This is a genomic window from Chamaesiphon sp. OTE_75_metabat_556 (assembly GCF_031378165.1).
GTDB lineage: Bacteria > Cyanobacteriota > Cyanobacteriia > Cyanobacteriales > Chamaesiphonaceae > Chamaesiphon.
In genome coordinates, this window is record NZ_JANNDR010000143.1 from 1 (window position 1) to 14,462 (window position 14,462).

Sequence of the window (14,462 nt, forward strand, 5' to 3'; positions counted from 1 at the left end):
GCCTCGAAAAGGCTTCGATCTGTTGCTGAAAGCTTTCCATCAAATTCACGATCGCCACCCCGATTGGCAGTTAACGATTTTGGGCGAGGGTGAAATCCGCGCGGAATTGGAAGATTTACGATCGCAACTGCAACTGACCGATCGCGTCCACCTCCCTGGGGCTGTCCACAATGTGCCAGACTATCTGCATCAAGCCGCGCTCTTTGTGCTGCCCTCTCGCGTCGAAGGCTTTCCGATGGCATTGTGCGAGGCGATGGTTGCTGGTTTGCCAGTACTGGCTGCTGACTGCCTGAGCGGCCCTCGCGATATTATCGAAGATGGCGTCAATGGTCTATTGGTGGCAACAGAAAATGTAGAGGCACTGGCCGCAGGATTGGATGCGTTGATGTCCGATCCTGCCAAACGGCAGCAATTAGCGCAAGCCGCTGCCCAGATCCTCGATCGATTTGGATTAGAACGAGTCATGGCAATGTGGTCGCAGGAGATCGAAAAAGTTGTCGATCGAGTATCGAAAAGATCGTATCTGGCAGCGCAGGCTCCCACCAATTTTCTCAGTATTTTCATTCAGAAATTAAATGCGCTTGTCAAAAATTAAAGCTGGGATTGTCGCGATTTATAATTACTGGATCGGTCTATTGCCAGTGAAGCTAGCAAATCAATTGCTCTGGATCGATCGTCAATCGGACTGGTCGATCTCTATTTATGAAGGTGCTAATGTTCGGGAGTTACAGCCGAGCTTAGTTGCCAGCAATCCAGTACTTAGCCGCAGAGATATCACAGATACTTTGGGATCGTTTGTCGCCGATCCATTTATGATTCGCGATCAAGATAACTGGCTGATGTTTTTCGAGATTTTCAATCACAAGCAGCAACGCGGTGAAATTGCCTTTGCGAGTAGTAAAGATGGATATAGCTGGGATTATCAACACATTATTTTGTCAGAAGATTTTCATCTTTCTTATCCCTATGTATTCCAGTTTGAATCTAATTGGTACATGATCCCGGAATCATGTGCAGCAAAATCCGTACGATTATACAAAGCAACTAAATTTCCCGAACAGTGGGAATTTGTGTCCGAAATTTTAGTCGGTCGCCGATTTGTCGATGCATCGATATTGAATTTCAATGATGTCTGGTGGCTATTTGTGGGTGTAGAATCCGCAGATGGCGAGCCTTGCAATACGATGAGATTGTATTATGCCGATCGCTTAGATGGTGATTGGGTCGAGCACCCCATGAGTCCGATCGTGAAAGATAGTCTCGAAATTTCTCGGCCAGCAGGTAGGATGCGACAGCTTGACGATCTCCTCATCCGGTTTGCTCAAGATTGTACTGTTACTTATGGGCATAATGTCAGAGCCATCCAGATCGAGCGACTGACTAAAGATGAGTATCTAGAATCACAAATCCAATCGAACGATGCTTATCTATTTGAGCTAGCAACCATGCCACACAATCACATCGGAATGCATCATATCGATTTTATCGCCTTGGATGTCAATCGGTGTATTGCTTATGTAGATTCTCGATAAAAGAGATGTATACTTCAGAAATTTCCGACGTGTCTCCACAGATGTGGCATAATATTAAGCTATAGCATGATGTAAAACTGAAGAAGGAGGCACTGAATGAAGCCGATTCAAAGTTACGACAAAAATCGAACGCTAGAAGAAATCAGAGACCACTATGAGATCGAAATAGAATTAGCGCATAAGTTGAAATCTGCATCTAAGCAGGACAGATATTATCTCTATTCCGATCTGTATAATGAACTATTTCGGCGCGTTCCTAATCATCCACAATTAATTTCCAAAACATCTCCTGAAGATACAGCCCGAGCCGTCAAGTGGCAAATGCTATTGCTCGAGCGTTTCTTAACTGCGGACGCCACCTTTATGGAAATTGGACCTGGAGATTGCGCGCTCTCGTACGAAGTTGCTAAACAGGTGAAACAAGTTTACGCGCTGGATGTATCTGAAGAAATTACCAAAGCATCGGAAAGCCCCGCTAATTTTCACCTGATTATTTCTGATGGGTGTAGCGTACCGCTGCCAGCTCAGAGTATCAACGTAGCTTACAGCAATCAACTAATGGAGCATCTTCACCCTGATGATGCGTCCGAACAACTTCAAAATATATACAACGCTTTGATTCCTGGCGGTTGTTATATTTGTATCACACCGAATCAGTTAACTGGTCCTCATGACGTTTCGATGTATTTTGATGAAGTAGCTACGGGCTTTCACCTGAAAGAGTATACTGTGTCAGAGTTACATAATTTATTCAGAGCAGTTGGATTCTCAAGGATTGAGGTCTATCTGGGCAGTAGATTTTACGTACTGAAGTTTTCGCTGACTTTATTGCGCTTGAGCGAGCAATTCCTGTCTGTGTTACCGATCCCACTCAGAAATACCTTCGCACAGAGCCTCCCGTTCCTCAAGCTGTTAAATTGTATTCGGATTGTTGGCATCAAATGATTAGACTGTGGGAGATCCCCATAAATTGAGCTGGCGGATGGACAAAGTTCGTGCTAGCTTTAATTTGCAATAGCTAGCACTATCGGATAGTAATGGCAATTGTTTAGTTGCGCCCCATCGATCGAGTACTATCCCCAATTAATCGATGGTTTTTCAAGTTAATCGTAAATTTGGTAGTAACTTCTGGGAACTATGAGGGCAGGAATCTCTCAGTATTAAAGGTATTTGCGCGTAGGGGCAAATTCGTGTTTAACTAGCTGAGGATCTCTGGCGAGTTAGATCCCTGTGAGTAATTAGTCCCCACTAATTACTCACAGGGATCTAACTCACTTCATCATTTGAGCGACTACGATTAATGAAAGTTACATTAGTTATTTATGGATTAAGCGGTGGCGGCGCAGAAAGAGTTATGTCGATCGTTGCCAACTACTGGGTCGAGCTGGGTTGGGATGTAACTTTGATGATGTTAGTCGCACCCACTAAACCATCATTTTATAAATTAGATCCTCGCATTAAGGTTAAGCCCCTAAACATTGCGAAAAATTCTACTAGTCCGACCGATGCGATCGGCAATGTCTGGCAGCGGGTGAAAATATTACGCTGGGAAATTGTTGCCGATCGACCTGATGTAGTTATCAGTTTCATGAGTGCTGTCAATGTGTATGCTATTCTTGCCTGCTGGGGCTTAAATATTCCGACAATTGTCAGCGAACATATTTATCCTGGTGCGGCAACTGAAAATAAAATCTGGCAATTTATCATGAAGGTGACTTATCGCTATGCCGATTTAGTTACGGTATTGACTCAAAATGCTTTGCCATTTTATCCAGCCGCACAGGGCTACCAGTCGATGGTCATGCCCAATCCGGTGACAACGCCCCCGCCAGCAGCATCAGATGGGCGACTGGTGAAGGTGCCAAGCCTGATTGCCATCGGCAGACTCCATCCCCAAAAAGGTTTCGATTTATTACTCCAAGCTTTTGATCGCATCCAAGCAAAATATCCCGACTGGCAGATCGTCATCCTCGGCGAAGGTCCGATGCGAGCGGAACTAGAAGCATTACGATCGCAATTAAATTTGACCGATCGCGTCCATCTGCCCGGTTTAGTCACTAATGTCCCAGAATATCTGCATCAAGCCGATTTATTTGTGATGCCGTCACGATTTGAAGGATTTCCGATGGCTTTGTGCGAGGCGATGGCCTGTGGTTTGCCCGTGCTGGCTGCCGACTGTCTGAGCGGCCCGCGCGACATTATTGAAGATGGGGTCAATGGTGTGCTAGTGGCAACCGAGGACGTGGATGCCCTGGCAGCGGGCTTGGATGCTTTGATGTCTGATCCGGCCAAACGCCAGCAATTAGCCCAAGCTGCACCCGAAATTCTCGATCGGTTTGGGGTCGATCGCGTGATGGCTATCTGGGCAGAGGCGATCGATCGAGTTATCGATCGCAAACGGCGTATAACTAGCAAAAAATAGCTACTAAGCTGTTGAGTAAACATTATTCCAACATCCAATTATCGAACTCACTACCCACTATCCAAATGTTAAAGATTCGACCTGCCCAAGAGAGTGATGTTGATGCTATTTTTGATTTAATTCGGGGATTGGCTGCTTATGAAAAACTGAGCGATCGGGTGACGGGAAATACCGAGCTATTGAGATCGCATTTATTTGGCGAACGGCCTTATACGGAGGCAATCGTAGCTGAATTAGGCGATTTGCCGATCGGGTTTGCCTTATTCTTTCCGACCTACTCTACTTTTCTTACCCAACCAGGCATCCACCTCGAAGATGTCTTCGTCCAGCCCGAATATCGCCGTCAAGGTGTCGGCAAAGCTTTGATGAACTTTGTTGCCCAAATCGCGCACAGTCGCGGTTGTGGGCGGTTGGAATGGTCTGTACTGGAATGGAATCAAAACGCGATCGAGTTTTATCAACGGTTTGGAGCGACGGTATTACCAGATTGGAAAACCTGCCGGATGAGTGCCGAAACGCTGGCGGAGATTGCGATGAAGCCTCAAATTGATTAAAATTTGATGAATACGATATAGCAAGGATCGAGATTAATGCTAACGATTTGGGTAAACGAACAATTAGATCCTGGCGGCTTGATGTATGCCTGCATTGCTTCTCGGAGTGAAGCATTAGCCAGAGACTGTCATGAATCTTTTCAGCAAAATCTCACGCCCGAACAAATCCGCCTCGGTTGGATTGCGCGACTGCGGACAGTCACATCTTGGGATGAAGTACCAGTTAACTCCCTCAATTTGGGTTAACTAGAAGTAAGCTGGTGCAATCTGAACTCATCAGTAGCTCTCATCGAAACTCGTTGGCGGCTGCGGCGCGATTTGAGATCTCTGCAAATCTAGACAATGACAACAGACAACCAGCAATTTCTCTCGATCGATAATTAGATGGTGAACTCCCTCGCAGTCGAAAAACATGAGCCAGCGACAATTCTGTTTATTGACTATGAAAATGTCACTCAAGTCAGACTAACAGATCTTCAAAAACCCAACCTCAAAATCTTTATTTTTGTTGGCTGCGCTCAAGTCAAAATTCCATTCGAGCTAGTCAGAGAAGCGCATTTATTAGGCGAAGCTGTCGAGTGGATTGGGGTCGAAGGCAGTGGTGCCAATGCCCTGGATTTTCATATTGTCTTTTATCTAGGGCAAATTAGTCTCCAATCGCCCAATTCTAAATACGTGATTCTTTCACGCGATCGGGGTTTCGATCCACTGATCCAACATCTGGCTAAACGGGGCATTTCCTGTCGGCGGATTGATAGTTTGGAAGTGCTGTCTGGTAATCCCGAATTAACTTATTCTCAGGATTTCTTGTCCGACATCGCGATCGCCAAATTATCCGCCGCCATTCCCAAAAGCCGACCCAAGAAGCGATCGACTCTGTACACGTATCTCAAATCAGTCTTAACTAAATATCATCCGAGCGAACCAGAAATCAAACAATTACTTGATAATTGGTTTGCTACTGGAAAAGTTATGGAGACTAAGGATAAAATTAACTATAAATTTTGACCTGAGTTTCGTATACTTCCAATGGTAGATCGTCTGGATCTTTGAAAAATGTAAATTTCTTACCGGTAAGTAAGTCGATTCTTACTGGCTCAACCTCGATTCCACAGGAAACCAAGTAATCAACACTCTCTTCGATATTATCGACCTCGAAAGCTAGATGTCTCAGCCCGCAAGCTTCTGGCTTACTCGGTCTTAGCGGTGGAGATGGAAATGAAAATAGTTCGATTGTGTCGTGATCGGACACTTTCAAATCGAGCTTGTACGAATCTCGATCGCGCCTATAAGTCTCTGTGACGATCAAAAATTTCAAGATGTCAACATAAAACTTTTTTGAGGCTTCATAATTAGAACAAATTATTGCCACATGATGGATTTTGCTTATTTTCACTTCGATTATCCTTGAGCTAATAAATTGATTATTGCTTTGCGATCGGTTGTGTTTGCAATCCCTATTTCTGGGGTGCCTGGATTTGTTAGAGTGTCCAAATAAGCAGAAACCCGACTTCTCAAGCAGTCGGGTTTCTATAATCAAAATTCAAGGCTCTTTATTTTGTGAGTTTGTTAGCTAATTCGATCGGTTCGGTTTATTATCCAAAATAACAAAACCAAACTATCCACTAATTTCTTAGCCTTCTTTCTCAGCCAGACTCAAACCAGCAGCGAATTCTTCACCGTAGCCTTCTTCACCATGCTCGTTGATATCCAAACCTTGGTATTCGACTTCGGGTTTAACACGCAGATCCATCACCAAGCTCAATACTTTAATGATGATAAAGGTACCAGCCGCTGCGATCGCGTAAGTAATCATCGTTGCTACAATCTGCTTGCCTAACAAGTCAGGACCACCACCAAACAGTAGACCATCAGCACCCGCAGCATTGACAGACTTGGTTGCAAAGATCCCGGTCAACAGACCGCCAACAGTACCACCCACACCGTGAACGGGGAATGTATCGAGCGAATCATCGAACTGTAATTTGGCTCTGAGGCTGACCGCAAAGAAGCAGCAAGTAGCCGTAATCAACCCGATCAGAATCGCACTCAAGGGAGTCACAAAACCAGCCGCAGGTGTAATGCCAACTAAGCCAGCTAAGAAACCGCTCGCAATCCCTACCGCAGTAGGTTTTGTCCGTAGTACCCACTCTAGAATCATCCACATCAAACCGCCAGCACAGCTAGAAACAGCCGTGGTGACAAATGCGGTAACAGCTAAACCATTAGCACCTAAAGCACTACCACCGTTGAAACCGAACCAGCCGAAGAATAGCAATCCAATACCCAACAGCACATACGGCACATTGTGCGGTGCTGCTGGTTGGTTGGGGTAGGTTCTACGCGCACCGATCATCCAAGCTGCGACAGCAGCCGAGACACCAGAACTGATATGAACTACAGTACCGCCAGCAAAATCCAGCGCGCCTAGTGTCGCGCCCAGATAACCTTTACCCCAAACCATGTGAGCGAGGGGCGCATAAATCAACGTAGACCAAACGATCACAAACCAGAAATAGGCTTTGAAGCTCATCCGTTCGACGATCGCACCAGAGATCAAGGCTGGAGTGATGATGGCAAACATCATCTGATAAACCATGAACAATTGGTGCGGAATAGTGGGTGCATAGCCGACGGGATCGGGTCGATCGAATGCTACGCCATTGAGACCAAACCAATTTAAGTTACCAAAGATTGGATTGGTGTTGATGGTCACGACATCGCCCACTTTCGTCACTGAATCGGGGGAGAAAGCAATACTATAACCCCACAAGATCCACGTGACACCCACAACGGCCATGAGCACTAGACTCATCATCATGGTGTTGAGGACGTTCCTAGAACGCACCAACCCGCCATAGAAAAAGGCCAGTCCTGGAGTCATTAGTAATACTAACGCTGAAGACACTAGCATCCAGGCTGTATCGCCAGTGTTAATCCCATCGAGATCCATTGCGGGGGTCTTCACTGGATCTGCTAGAGCATTGCCCATGAGGGGACCACTGAGCAGCCATGTGGCCATCAAACATACAAGGAGAATTCTTTTGAACACTTGTTCTATCCTTTAGCAGAGTATTTGTAACGTAAGAGCTAATTAATTGACTAATCTATGTATCGTCGTTGGATAATTTTGTGTTTGAAGATACAAAATTTCTGTATAGTAAGATACATTTATTTAGACTTCAGCATTATCGATGAACTCCTGTAAAGTACGTTTTACCGCACTTAATGTATGCACTTAAGGTATCAAGATAAGATCGATTGTTAAAATCGGAGCCAGAATAAGATTATTCTTTACGCAGTAATCTTTTAGTAGTTTTTATAACCAACTCGATCGAGTTTGGCTTGTTTTTCTAAAACCATCGCTTGTAAGCTCTGGCGGTAGGACTCGACTCGATCGAGTAATTCTGGCTGATTAATTGCCAAGATTTGGACGGCTAACAAGCCCGCATTAGTCGCGTTGCCGATCGCCACTGTCGCAACGGGGATGCCTGCGGGCATCTGGACGATCGAGTAGAGCGAATCAATCCCTTGTAATGTTTTAGTCTGAACGGGTACGCCAATGACGGGTAGTGGCGTCAGCGCGGCCACCATTCCTGGCAAATGAGCGGCTCCACCCGCTCCGGCAATAATTACTTTCAAGCCGCGTGTGCGAGCTGTTTTAGCATATTCCACCATCCGTTCGGGGGTGCGATGGGCGGAGACGATCGCCACTTCATGAGCGATGTCGAATTGTTCGCAGATTTCGATCGCGGCTTGCATGGTTGGGAGATCGGAATCGCTGCCCATGATGATGCCGATTAATGGGGATGTCATAGATAGTTGATAGTTGATAGTTGATAGTTGATAGTTGATAGTTGTATAGAGACACAGTGCCTGCTGACCTCTATCAACTATATTCCTAATCCCTGATGAAAGATTGTAAAGTTACGAATGCTCAGATACCTGGCTATGAGGGATTGCACGAGATCGTGATTAGAGATGAGCAGATTGTGGCGATCGCACCATCTATAACGATCGATCTACCAACAATAGACGTCGATGGCGATTGGGTTTCATTGGGTGGGGTAGATCTTCAGATCAATGGGGCGTTGGGTTTGGCGTTTCCAGATGTCCAAATGACAGATCTCGTTGGCGGAGCCTGTCAGAATGACAATCGATTGCAGCAGATCTGTGATTTTTTGTGGGCGCAAGGTGTAGATGAATTTTTACCGACAATCGTCACGACTTCGATCGAGAATATCCATCGATCGCTAACTGTCTTTGCGGCATACATGGCACAGCAGCAGCCCAATACCGCCCAAATAACTGGCATTCACCTCGAAGGGCCATTCCTGAATCCACAAAAACGGGGCGCACATCCGCAAGCGTACCTACTACCTTTGGAGTTAGATTTTGTTACTAAGATACTCAGCAAATATACTGACATTATTCGCATTATCACTCTAGCCCCAGAATTAGACCAGACAAGCACGATTATTTCGCATCTGAGGTCTTTGGGTATCATTGTGAGCTTGGGGCATTCCCAGGCCAATTTTGCCCAGGCTGAGAGTGCGTTTGCTGGTGGGGCTTCAATGGTGACTCATGCTTTTAATGCAATGCCAGGATTGCACCATCGAGAGCCAGGATTATTGGGTGCGGCTTTGACTCAGCCCCATGTCAAATGCGGCTTTATTGCTGATGGGCAACACGTTCATCCAGCGATGTTGAAGGTGCTAGTTAGGGCAGGTCGGTATGGTGAGGGTTTATTTTTGGTCAGCGATGCGCTCTCGCCGCTGGGTTTGCCCGATGGTAAGTATCCCTGGGACGATCGCGAAATTGAAGTCATCGATGGTACGGCTAGACTAGCAGATGGCACGCTTTCTGGGACGACACGATCGCTCTTAGTTGGCGTCCAAAATTTAGTGCGGTGGGGCGTTTGCGATATCGGCGAGGCGATCAATCTAGCGACAATCGCACCACGTCGAGCAATCGGTTTATCTGGAGATTATGTGGGACAAGCCGCGAATTTGTTGCGATGGAGTAGCGATCTCAATGGTAAATTAAGTTGGCAAAGACTGGAAGTTTTATAGGTATGTCATAATCGATTGAGGAACTGACAGACTGAATTTAATTTTCAAATATGAAGGTCTATATTCTCAAAGATAAATACGGTGAATTTGCCAGTACTAATTGCGCGATTGCTTATGATGGCTTTTGTCAGATGGGTTGGGAGATTGTTCCTTTCCAGCAGTCAGATAATCCTCTGTTAGCAGATTTGACGCCGCAAGATGTCGTCGTGGGTTTTATCGAAACTGTTCAGACGGCATTGTTACGATTAAAAATTGTTCTACCAGAGTCAGTTAATTATCCTGAAGAATTGGCAGATTTTTTGGGTCGAAAGGTCTGGCGATCGCGAGTAAATTACATTGCCAAACATCCAGAATTGTAGTATCAATCCTAACAATCTATGATATGCTCGATCGCGATTATTTATGAGGAATATCTATGTCCAATCGACTAGTTACCGAGCGCACTCAAAAACATTTTGATGCCATCGCCCTAAAACTAGATTGGTGGGCACGACGCAATCGCTATTACTATCAGGATCTCGATCGATTGCACCAGTTCTTGATTCCGGCTGGGAGTAAAGTTTTGGAAATTGGGTGTGGCACGGGAGATTTACTTGCCAAAATCGATCCGTCAGTAGGTGTCGGGATTGACTTTTCATCTGTGGTCATCAATCTTGCCAAAGCTAAGCATCCACAATTGAATTTTTATTGTCTTGATGCAGAAGATCTCCAGCTAGAAAACTGGACGGAGTATCCTTTAATCGCTACCAAATTCGACTATATTATCCTATCTGAAGTACTGGGAGATCTGACTAATATCCAACAGGTACTCACAAATCTTCAGCAATTTTGTCACCCACACACCAAAATTGCGATCGATTTTCACAACTTCCTGTGGGAACCAATTTTACATCTCGCCGAAAAGATCGGACAACGCCGTCCGCAGCCGCCGCAGAGTTGGTTGTCGATGAATGATGTACTCAATTTATTGAATATTACAGGTTATCAATCTGTCAAGATTGGCAGGCGGTGTCTCCTGCCCAAATATATCCCGATCTTCTCAAATTTTGTCAATCGCTATCTCAGTCCTCTGCCGATCATCAATCATTTCAGTTTGACTAATTATATTGTCGCGCGCAAGCAGATTGATCGGCATAAAACCAGTGATTATACTGTCAGTGTAATTATTCCCGCGCGGAATGAAGCCGGCAATATCGCTGCGGCGATCGAGCGATTGCCCCAATTAGGCAAACAGACCGAAATCATTTTTGTCGAAGGTCATTCACAAGACGATACTTGGGCTAAAATTCAAACTTTAGTCGGCGAATATCAGGGTGATTTTATCCTCAAAGCATTCCAGCAAACAGGCAAAGGTAAAGGCGATGCGGTGCGATTGGGATTTGATCGAGCCACTGGGGATATTCTGATTATTTTAGATGCCGATTTGACAGTTCAGCCTGAAGAATTGGTCAATTTTGTGGAGGCGATCGTCAGTGGCAGAGGCGAATTCATCAATGGTTCGCGATTGGTTTATCCCTACTCTCAAGCAGCAATGCCTTGGCTCAATACCTTAGCAAATAAGTTTTTTGCGTTGGTATTTTCATTTTTATTAGGACAAAATATCAAAGATACTTTGTGCGGTACCAAAGTATTGTGGCGGGAGGATTATTTACGAATTTGTGCCAATCGTAGCTATTTTGGGGAGTTCGATCCCTTTGGCGATTTCGATCTGTTATTTGGGGCTGCAAAATTAAATCTGCATATCGTCGAAGTCCCCGTGCGATATCAGCCTCGCACCTATGGTGAGTCCAATATCGCCCACGTCCGAGAGGGTTTAGTGTTGCTCAAAATGTGTCTGTATGCGGCGCAGAAGATTAAGTTTGTGTAGTAGAACGGGGAGCGGGGGGGACTGGGAGACTGAGGGACGCTTGCGTCCAAATTCACTATTCACTATTCACTATTCACTATTCACTATTCACTATTCACTATTCACTATTCACTCCCCGCTCCCCGCTCCACCCTAAATCTTCGCCTCCGTCAACTTCCCCCGCTCGATCTGCCAACATTTATCGGCAATAGCCATCAGATCGCCAGCATCGTGAGTCACTACCAACAGCGTCCAATCCTGCTTGAGTTTGGCGAGGAGCTGTACCAACTGCTGGCGCATCGACCAATCTAAGCCCGCTGTCGGCTCGTCTAACAGCAATAATGGGGGTTGTCGGATTAATTGCACTGCCAGAGCCAATCGACGCTGCTGGCCGCCGCTGAGGTTGTGAGGTGATAACTGTAATGATAAATCTGCTAAACCTACAGATGTCAGGGCTTGCTCGACACGTTCGGCACCGAGTTCGGGATGTCCTAGTCGCAATTCTTCTAAGATAGTGTTGGTGCAAAAATGCCGTTCGGGAAACTGAAACACCAATCCACCCAATTGCTGGAGCAGTTCGCTATCTAAGGCGCGATCGCGCCAATAGACACCACCACTAGTTCCGGTCGCCAATCCTGCTAAAATCTCTAGCAAAGTACTTTTACCCGAACCGCTCGCCCCGACGATCAGTCCCAATTGTTGGGGTGCTAATTCTAAATTGAGATCCTGGAGAATTGCTCGATCGCTAGCTGGGGGATGATAAGACAAATGTTTGAGTTTGAGCATCAATCTCTGTGGTGGGGGATGTGGGGTTGGGGATGGGGCTACCAGAGATCTTCACGATCGATCGCCGATGTAATCCGCACGTCTCGATCTGGGGATCGCAGTGGAACATCCGATCGGCATTCACGTCCAGACACTACAGTATATTGCGATTTCCAGGCAATTGGGAAAGGCTTGGTTGCCAACATTAACCGCATCCGTGTCGAGCAATTTTAGCACCCCCGTTCGCATCCCATCGTTACTAGCTACTAATCCATGAAATTTAAGTTGTCCGCACATACTTTACTAGCCTTGGCTACCGGCGCGATCTTGACTCAGTCAGCACTCGTGACCCCGATGAGCCAATTTAACCTCGCGATCGCGCCCGCAGTCGCTGATCCCAAGCCAGTCAAGCCAGTCAAGCCAAATAGTAATATGGCGTATCCACAAGCGGGGCTGAATACCAAACAGGGTGCGAATGTCGAACGAGCTAAAGAAGCCATGTTTCGGGATGGTGACTATGTCAAAGCCAAACAGTATCTGGATGCGGCACTCAAAACCGAACCCAATGAGCCGCTCACCTATGCGATGAATACACTTTATCCCTTTAGCAGTGGGGATTTTGAGAAAGTTAGGCAGTATGGCGAGAAAACTTCTCAAGCTGCTGAGAAATTGATGAAAACCAACCCGCTGCGAGGCAACTTATACCAGGGTGTGGGATTGGCAATTTTGGCAGCTTATGAAATGAAAAAAGCCAATGGGGGCGCGCTGGGTGCGCTAAACAAGCTCCAAAAGGTGTTTGAGTATATGGATAAAGCCAATCAGATCGACCCGAATAATTCCGAACTCAATCTAATTAAAGGGTATATGGATTTATTGTTGGCAGTGAATGTGCCATTTTCCGATACCAGTCAGGCGATCGATCGACTCAAAAATGCCGAACCTCGCTATCTGGCTCTGCGCGGTATGTACATCGGTCATCGCGATCTCAAACAGTACGATCTCGCCACTAACGATATTGACGCTGCTCTCAAAATCGCGCCGCAAAATCCAGAGTTGACCTATTACAAGGCACAAATCTTGAATATTCGCGGTCGCGAACTGAAAAATGATAACGACTTGCGTGAGTCGATTAAATTATTTGAAGTTGCATACCAAAAACGCGATCGATTATTGCTCTCAACCATCGGCCAAATCCTCTCCGAACGCTGTCAAGCCAAGAATACGCTAGCTAGAATTGGTCATGATGGCTGTTATGGATTTGAAGCCCAACTCAAACAAGCTAATCCCGATCGAGTCGTTGGTTTAACCAAGATTCCACCGTTGAATTAGGGGATAGGGATTAGGGATTAGGGGTTAGGGGCGTCAGAGAGATGTAACAGTTAGAAACTGGGAACGCAGTTCCAAATATTCCCTATTCCCTAATTCAGCGAGTAAATATTGCCATCCACCAACAAACAGGTGATCCCTTTCGATCGCAAATGCTGGATAGTTTTGTGAAAAATCCGACTATCTGGCACCTTAATTACGCGTTGAGTACGTTGATTGGAGAACCGTTTGGCAACGCGATGATTGTCGAAAACAGGTAGCGTGCGCTGCTGGATCTCTTCGGTAGCGATTTGGCCCAGATCGGCAAAATCTTTCAGCGGACGGACGATTAGCTCCGCAAATTTATCGATCACGATGTAACAAGTACGGGGCAGGATGGCTTGGGAGAGCGGCGTTAGTTGAACGTGCAAGCGATCTTCTGTCAAGAATCGATCGCGATCTAGTTGTTGATATGAGGAGGTTGCTTCTTCATCCCAATCTTCCCCGTCGTTATCGTCATCATCATCCTCGCTATCAGCAATTTCTTCGCCAAACATCGCGGCTAAAGCATTCACATCTTCAGCATCGGGATCTTCCTCCCCATCATCTGTCGCAGTTTCTGGCGGTGCTGGCGGTTTGAAGTAGCGATCGTTGGAATCAGCCAGAATGTCTCGCAAGACTGGCGTACGCGGTGCGGGGGCAGGGATAATGGTTTTGGTAGGTAAAGGAGCCGCATCAAGATTGCTAGCTGCCATTACTGGTTCCCAGCTTAGCTGTTCAACGGTAATTGTGGGCGCGGCAATGTCTGGATCTGTGACCGCTTGTCGATCGATCTGGATGGGTTCGAGATCTTCAGCCGTCAATGGCGCGGAAGAACGACGGCGCACGCGCCGGTTATGGGCACTGCTATCATCAGTCATGATCGATCCAGCCGCGACCAAATCGCGCTCTGCGGTTGGAGTTGGT

General features: G+C 46.2%; 17 protein-coding genes. 11 read left to right on the forward strand and 6 right to left on the reverse strand.

Going from position 1 to position 14,462, the window contains the following annotated elements; translation table 11 throughout:
* The 7 genes from RMO27_RS06085 to RMO27_RS06115 all read left to right on the forward strand — a co-directional run.
* Positions 1 to 595 (forward strand): glycosyltransferase (locus RMO27_RS06085; protein ID WP_309730543.1); only part of this gene is annotated, 595 nt, incomplete at its 5' end.
* Positions 576 to 1,532, forward strand: a complete 957-nt coding sequence (locus RMO27_RS06090) for a hypothetical protein (protein ID WP_309730545.1) — start codon at positions 576 to 578, stop codon at positions 1,530 to 1,532. The genes RMO27_RS06085 and RMO27_RS06090, both read left to right, overlap by 20 nt.
* Before the next feature lie 96 nt (positions 1,533 to 1,628).
* Positions 1,629 to 2,477: a class I SAM-dependent methyltransferase gene (locus RMO27_RS06095; protein ID WP_309730547.1), complete on the forward strand. Its 849-nt coding sequence runs from the start codon at positions 1,629 to 1,631 to the stop codon at positions 2,475 to 2,477.
* A 355-nt stretch (positions 2,478 to 2,832) separates the two neighbouring features.
* Positions 2,833 to 3,954, forward strand: coding sequence for a glycosyltransferase family 4 protein (locus RMO27_RS06100; protein ID WP_309730550.1), 1,122 nt, complete (start codon positions 2,833 to 2,835; stop codon positions 3,952 to 3,954).
* Between the two features lie 65 nt (positions 3,955 to 4,019).
* A complete protein-coding gene (locus RMO27_RS06105) occupies positions 4,020 to 4,508 on the forward strand; it encodes a GNAT family N-acetyltransferase (RefSeq protein ID WP_309730553.1) in 489 nt (162 codons plus the stop codon).
* A 36-nt stretch (positions 4,509 to 4,544) separates the two neighbouring features.
* A complete protein-coding gene (locus RMO27_RS06110; protein WP_309730554.1) occupies positions 4,545 to 4,754 on the forward strand; it encodes a glycogen debranching protein in 210 nt (69 codons plus the stop codon).
* A 138-nt stretch (positions 4,755 to 4,892) separates the two neighbouring features.
* The gene (locus RMO27_RS06115) at positions 4,893 to 5,516 is read left to right on the forward strand and encodes a PIN domain-containing protein (protein ID WP_309730557.1); all 624 of its coding nucleotides are present in this window, start codon (positions 4,893 to 4,895) and stop codon (positions 5,514 to 5,516) included.
* Here RMO27_RS06115 and RMO27_RS23755 read toward each other — a convergent pair.
* From RMO27_RS23755 to purE, 3 genes are all read right to left on the reverse strand, one after another.
* Entirely contained in the window at positions 5,500 to 5,904 is a 405-nt protein-coding gene (locus RMO27_RS23755; protein ID WP_396133624.1) for a VOC family protein, read from the reverse strand. The two genes, RMO27_RS06115 and RMO27_RS23755, sit on opposite strands and share 17 nt — an antisense overlap.
* A 237-nt stretch (positions 5,905 to 6,141) precedes the next feature.
* Complete coding sequence (locus tag RMO27_RS06120; RefSeq protein WP_309730561.1) at positions 6,142 to 7,500, reverse strand: ammonium transporter; 1,359 nt, start codon at positions 7,498 to 7,500, stop codon at positions 6,142 to 6,144.
* 317 nt (positions 7,501 to 7,817) lie between these two features.
* Entirely contained in the window at positions 7,818 to 8,324 is a 507-nt protein-coding gene (purE, locus tag RMO27_RS06125) for a 5-(carboxyamino)imidazole ribonucleotide mutase (RefSeq protein ID WP_309730564.1), read from the reverse strand.
* Between the two features lie 95 nt (positions 8,325 to 8,419).
* Here purE and nagA point away from each other — a divergent pair, with 95 nt between their 5' ends.
* The 3 genes from nagA to RMO27_RS06140 are packed head-to-tail and all read left to right on the forward strand — an operon-like array spanning position 8,420 to position 11,447.
* The gene (gene nagA, locus RMO27_RS06130; RefSeq protein ID WP_309730566.1) at positions 8,420 to 9,580 is read left to right on the forward strand and encodes an N-acetylglucosamine-6-phosphate deacetylase; all 1,161 of its coding nucleotides are present in this window, start codon (positions 8,420 to 8,422) and stop codon (positions 9,578 to 9,580) included.
* A 50-nt stretch (positions 9,581 to 9,630) separates the two neighbouring features.
* Positions 9,631 to 9,939, forward strand: coding sequence for a hypothetical protein (locus RMO27_RS06135; RefSeq protein ID WP_309730569.1), 309 nt, complete (start codon positions 9,631 to 9,633; stop codon positions 9,937 to 9,939).
* Between the two features lie 56 nt (positions 9,940 to 9,995).
* Positions 9,996 to 11,447, forward strand: a complete 1,452-nt coding sequence (locus tag RMO27_RS06140) for a glycosyltransferase (protein ID WP_309730572.1) — start codon at positions 9,996 to 9,998, stop codon at positions 11,445 to 11,447.
* A 132-nt stretch (positions 11,448 to 11,579) separates the two neighbouring features.
* Here RMO27_RS06140 and RMO27_RS06145 read toward each other — a convergent pair whose 3' ends face one another.
* Positions 11,580 to 12,212, reverse strand: coding sequence for an energy-coupling factor ABC transporter ATP-binding protein (locus tag RMO27_RS06145; RefSeq protein ID WP_309730577.1), 633 nt, complete (start codon positions 12,210 to 12,212; stop codon positions 11,580 to 11,582).
* A gap of 38 nt (positions 12,213 to 12,250) precedes the next feature.
* Positions 12,251 to 12,406 carry a hypothetical protein gene (locus RMO27_RS06150; protein WP_309730579.1) on the reverse strand — a complete coding sequence of 52 codons (156 nt, stop codon included), beginning with the start codon at positions 12,404 to 12,406 and terminating at the stop codon, positions 12,251 to 12,253.
* Positions 12,407 to 12,464: 58 nt separating this feature from the next.
* Between RMO27_RS06150 and RMO27_RS06155 the strand changes: the two genes are divergently transcribed.
* Positions 12,465 to 13,520 (forward strand): Sll0314/Alr1548 family TPR repeat-containing protein, encoded by a 1,056-nt coding sequence (locus tag RMO27_RS06155; protein WP_309730581.1) that lies wholly within the window; start codon positions 12,465 to 12,467, stop codon positions 13,518 to 13,520.
* An 89-nt stretch (positions 13,521 to 13,609) separates the two neighbouring features.
* Here RMO27_RS06155 and RMO27_RS06160 read toward each other — a convergent pair.
* Positions 13,610 to 14,462 (reverse strand): transposase (locus RMO27_RS06160; RefSeq protein WP_396133625.1); only part of this gene is annotated, 853 nt, incomplete at its 5' end.

What these genes read in the sequence shown, in the direction of transcription:
- RMO27_RS06110 (WP_309730554.1), top strand. Translation starts at nt 4,545, where the DNA reads ATGCTAACGATTTGGGTAAACGAACAATTAGATCCTGGCGGCTTGATG.
- RMO27_RS06100 (WP_309730550.1), top strand. Translation starts at nt 2,833, where the DNA reads ATGAAAGTTACATTAGTTATTTATGGATTAAGCGGTGGCGGCGCAGAA.
- RMO27_RS06090 (WP_309730545.1), top strand. Translation starts at nt 576, where the DNA reads ATGCGCTTGTCAAAAATTAAAGCTGGGATTGTCGCGATTTATAATTAC.
- RMO27_RS06135 (WP_309730569.1), top strand. Translation starts at nt 9,631, where the DNA reads ATGAAGGTCTATATTCTCAAAGATAAATACGGTGAATTTGCCAGTACT.
- purE (WP_309730564.1), bottom strand. Translation starts at nt 8,324, where the DNA reads ATGACATCCCCATTAATCGGCATCATCATGGGCAGCGATTCCGATCTC.
- RMO27_RS06105 (WP_309730553.1), top strand. Translation starts at nt 4,020, where the DNA reads ATGTTAAAGATTCGACCTGCCCAAGAGAGTGATGTTGATGCTATTTTT.
- RMO27_RS06145 (WP_309730577.1), bottom strand. Translation starts at nt 12,212, where the DNA reads ATGCTCAAACTCAAACATTTGTCTTATCATCCCCCAGCTAGCGATCGA.
- RMO27_RS06155 (WP_309730581.1), top strand. Translation starts at nt 12,465, where the DNA reads ATGAAATTTAAGTTGTCCGCACATACTTTACTAGCCTTGGCTACCGGC.
- RMO27_RS06120 (WP_309730561.1), bottom strand. Translation starts at nt 7,500, where the DNA reads ATGGGCAATGCTCTAGCAGATCCAGTGAAGACCCCCGCAATGGATCTC.
- RMO27_RS06095 (WP_309730547.1), top strand. Translation starts at nt 1,629, where the DNA reads ATGAAGCCGATTCAAAGTTACGACAAAAATCGAACGCTAGAAGAAATC.
- RMO27_RS06115 (WP_309730557.1), top strand. Translation starts at nt 4,893, where the DNA reads ATGGTGAACTCCCTCGCAGTCGAAAAACATGAGCCAGCGACAATTCTG.
- RMO27_RS06150 (WP_309730579.1), bottom strand. Translation starts at nt 12,406, where the DNA reads ATGCGGTTAATGTTGGCAACCAAGCCTTTCCCAATTGCCTGGAAATCG.
- nagA (WP_309730566.1), top strand. Translation starts at nt 8,420, where the DNA reads ATGAAAGATTGTAAAGTTACGAATGCTCAGATACCTGGCTATGAGGGA.
- RMO27_RS06140 (WP_309730572.1), top strand. Translation starts at nt 9,996, where the DNA reads ATGTCCAATCGACTAGTTACCGAGCGCACTCAAAAACATTTTGATGCC.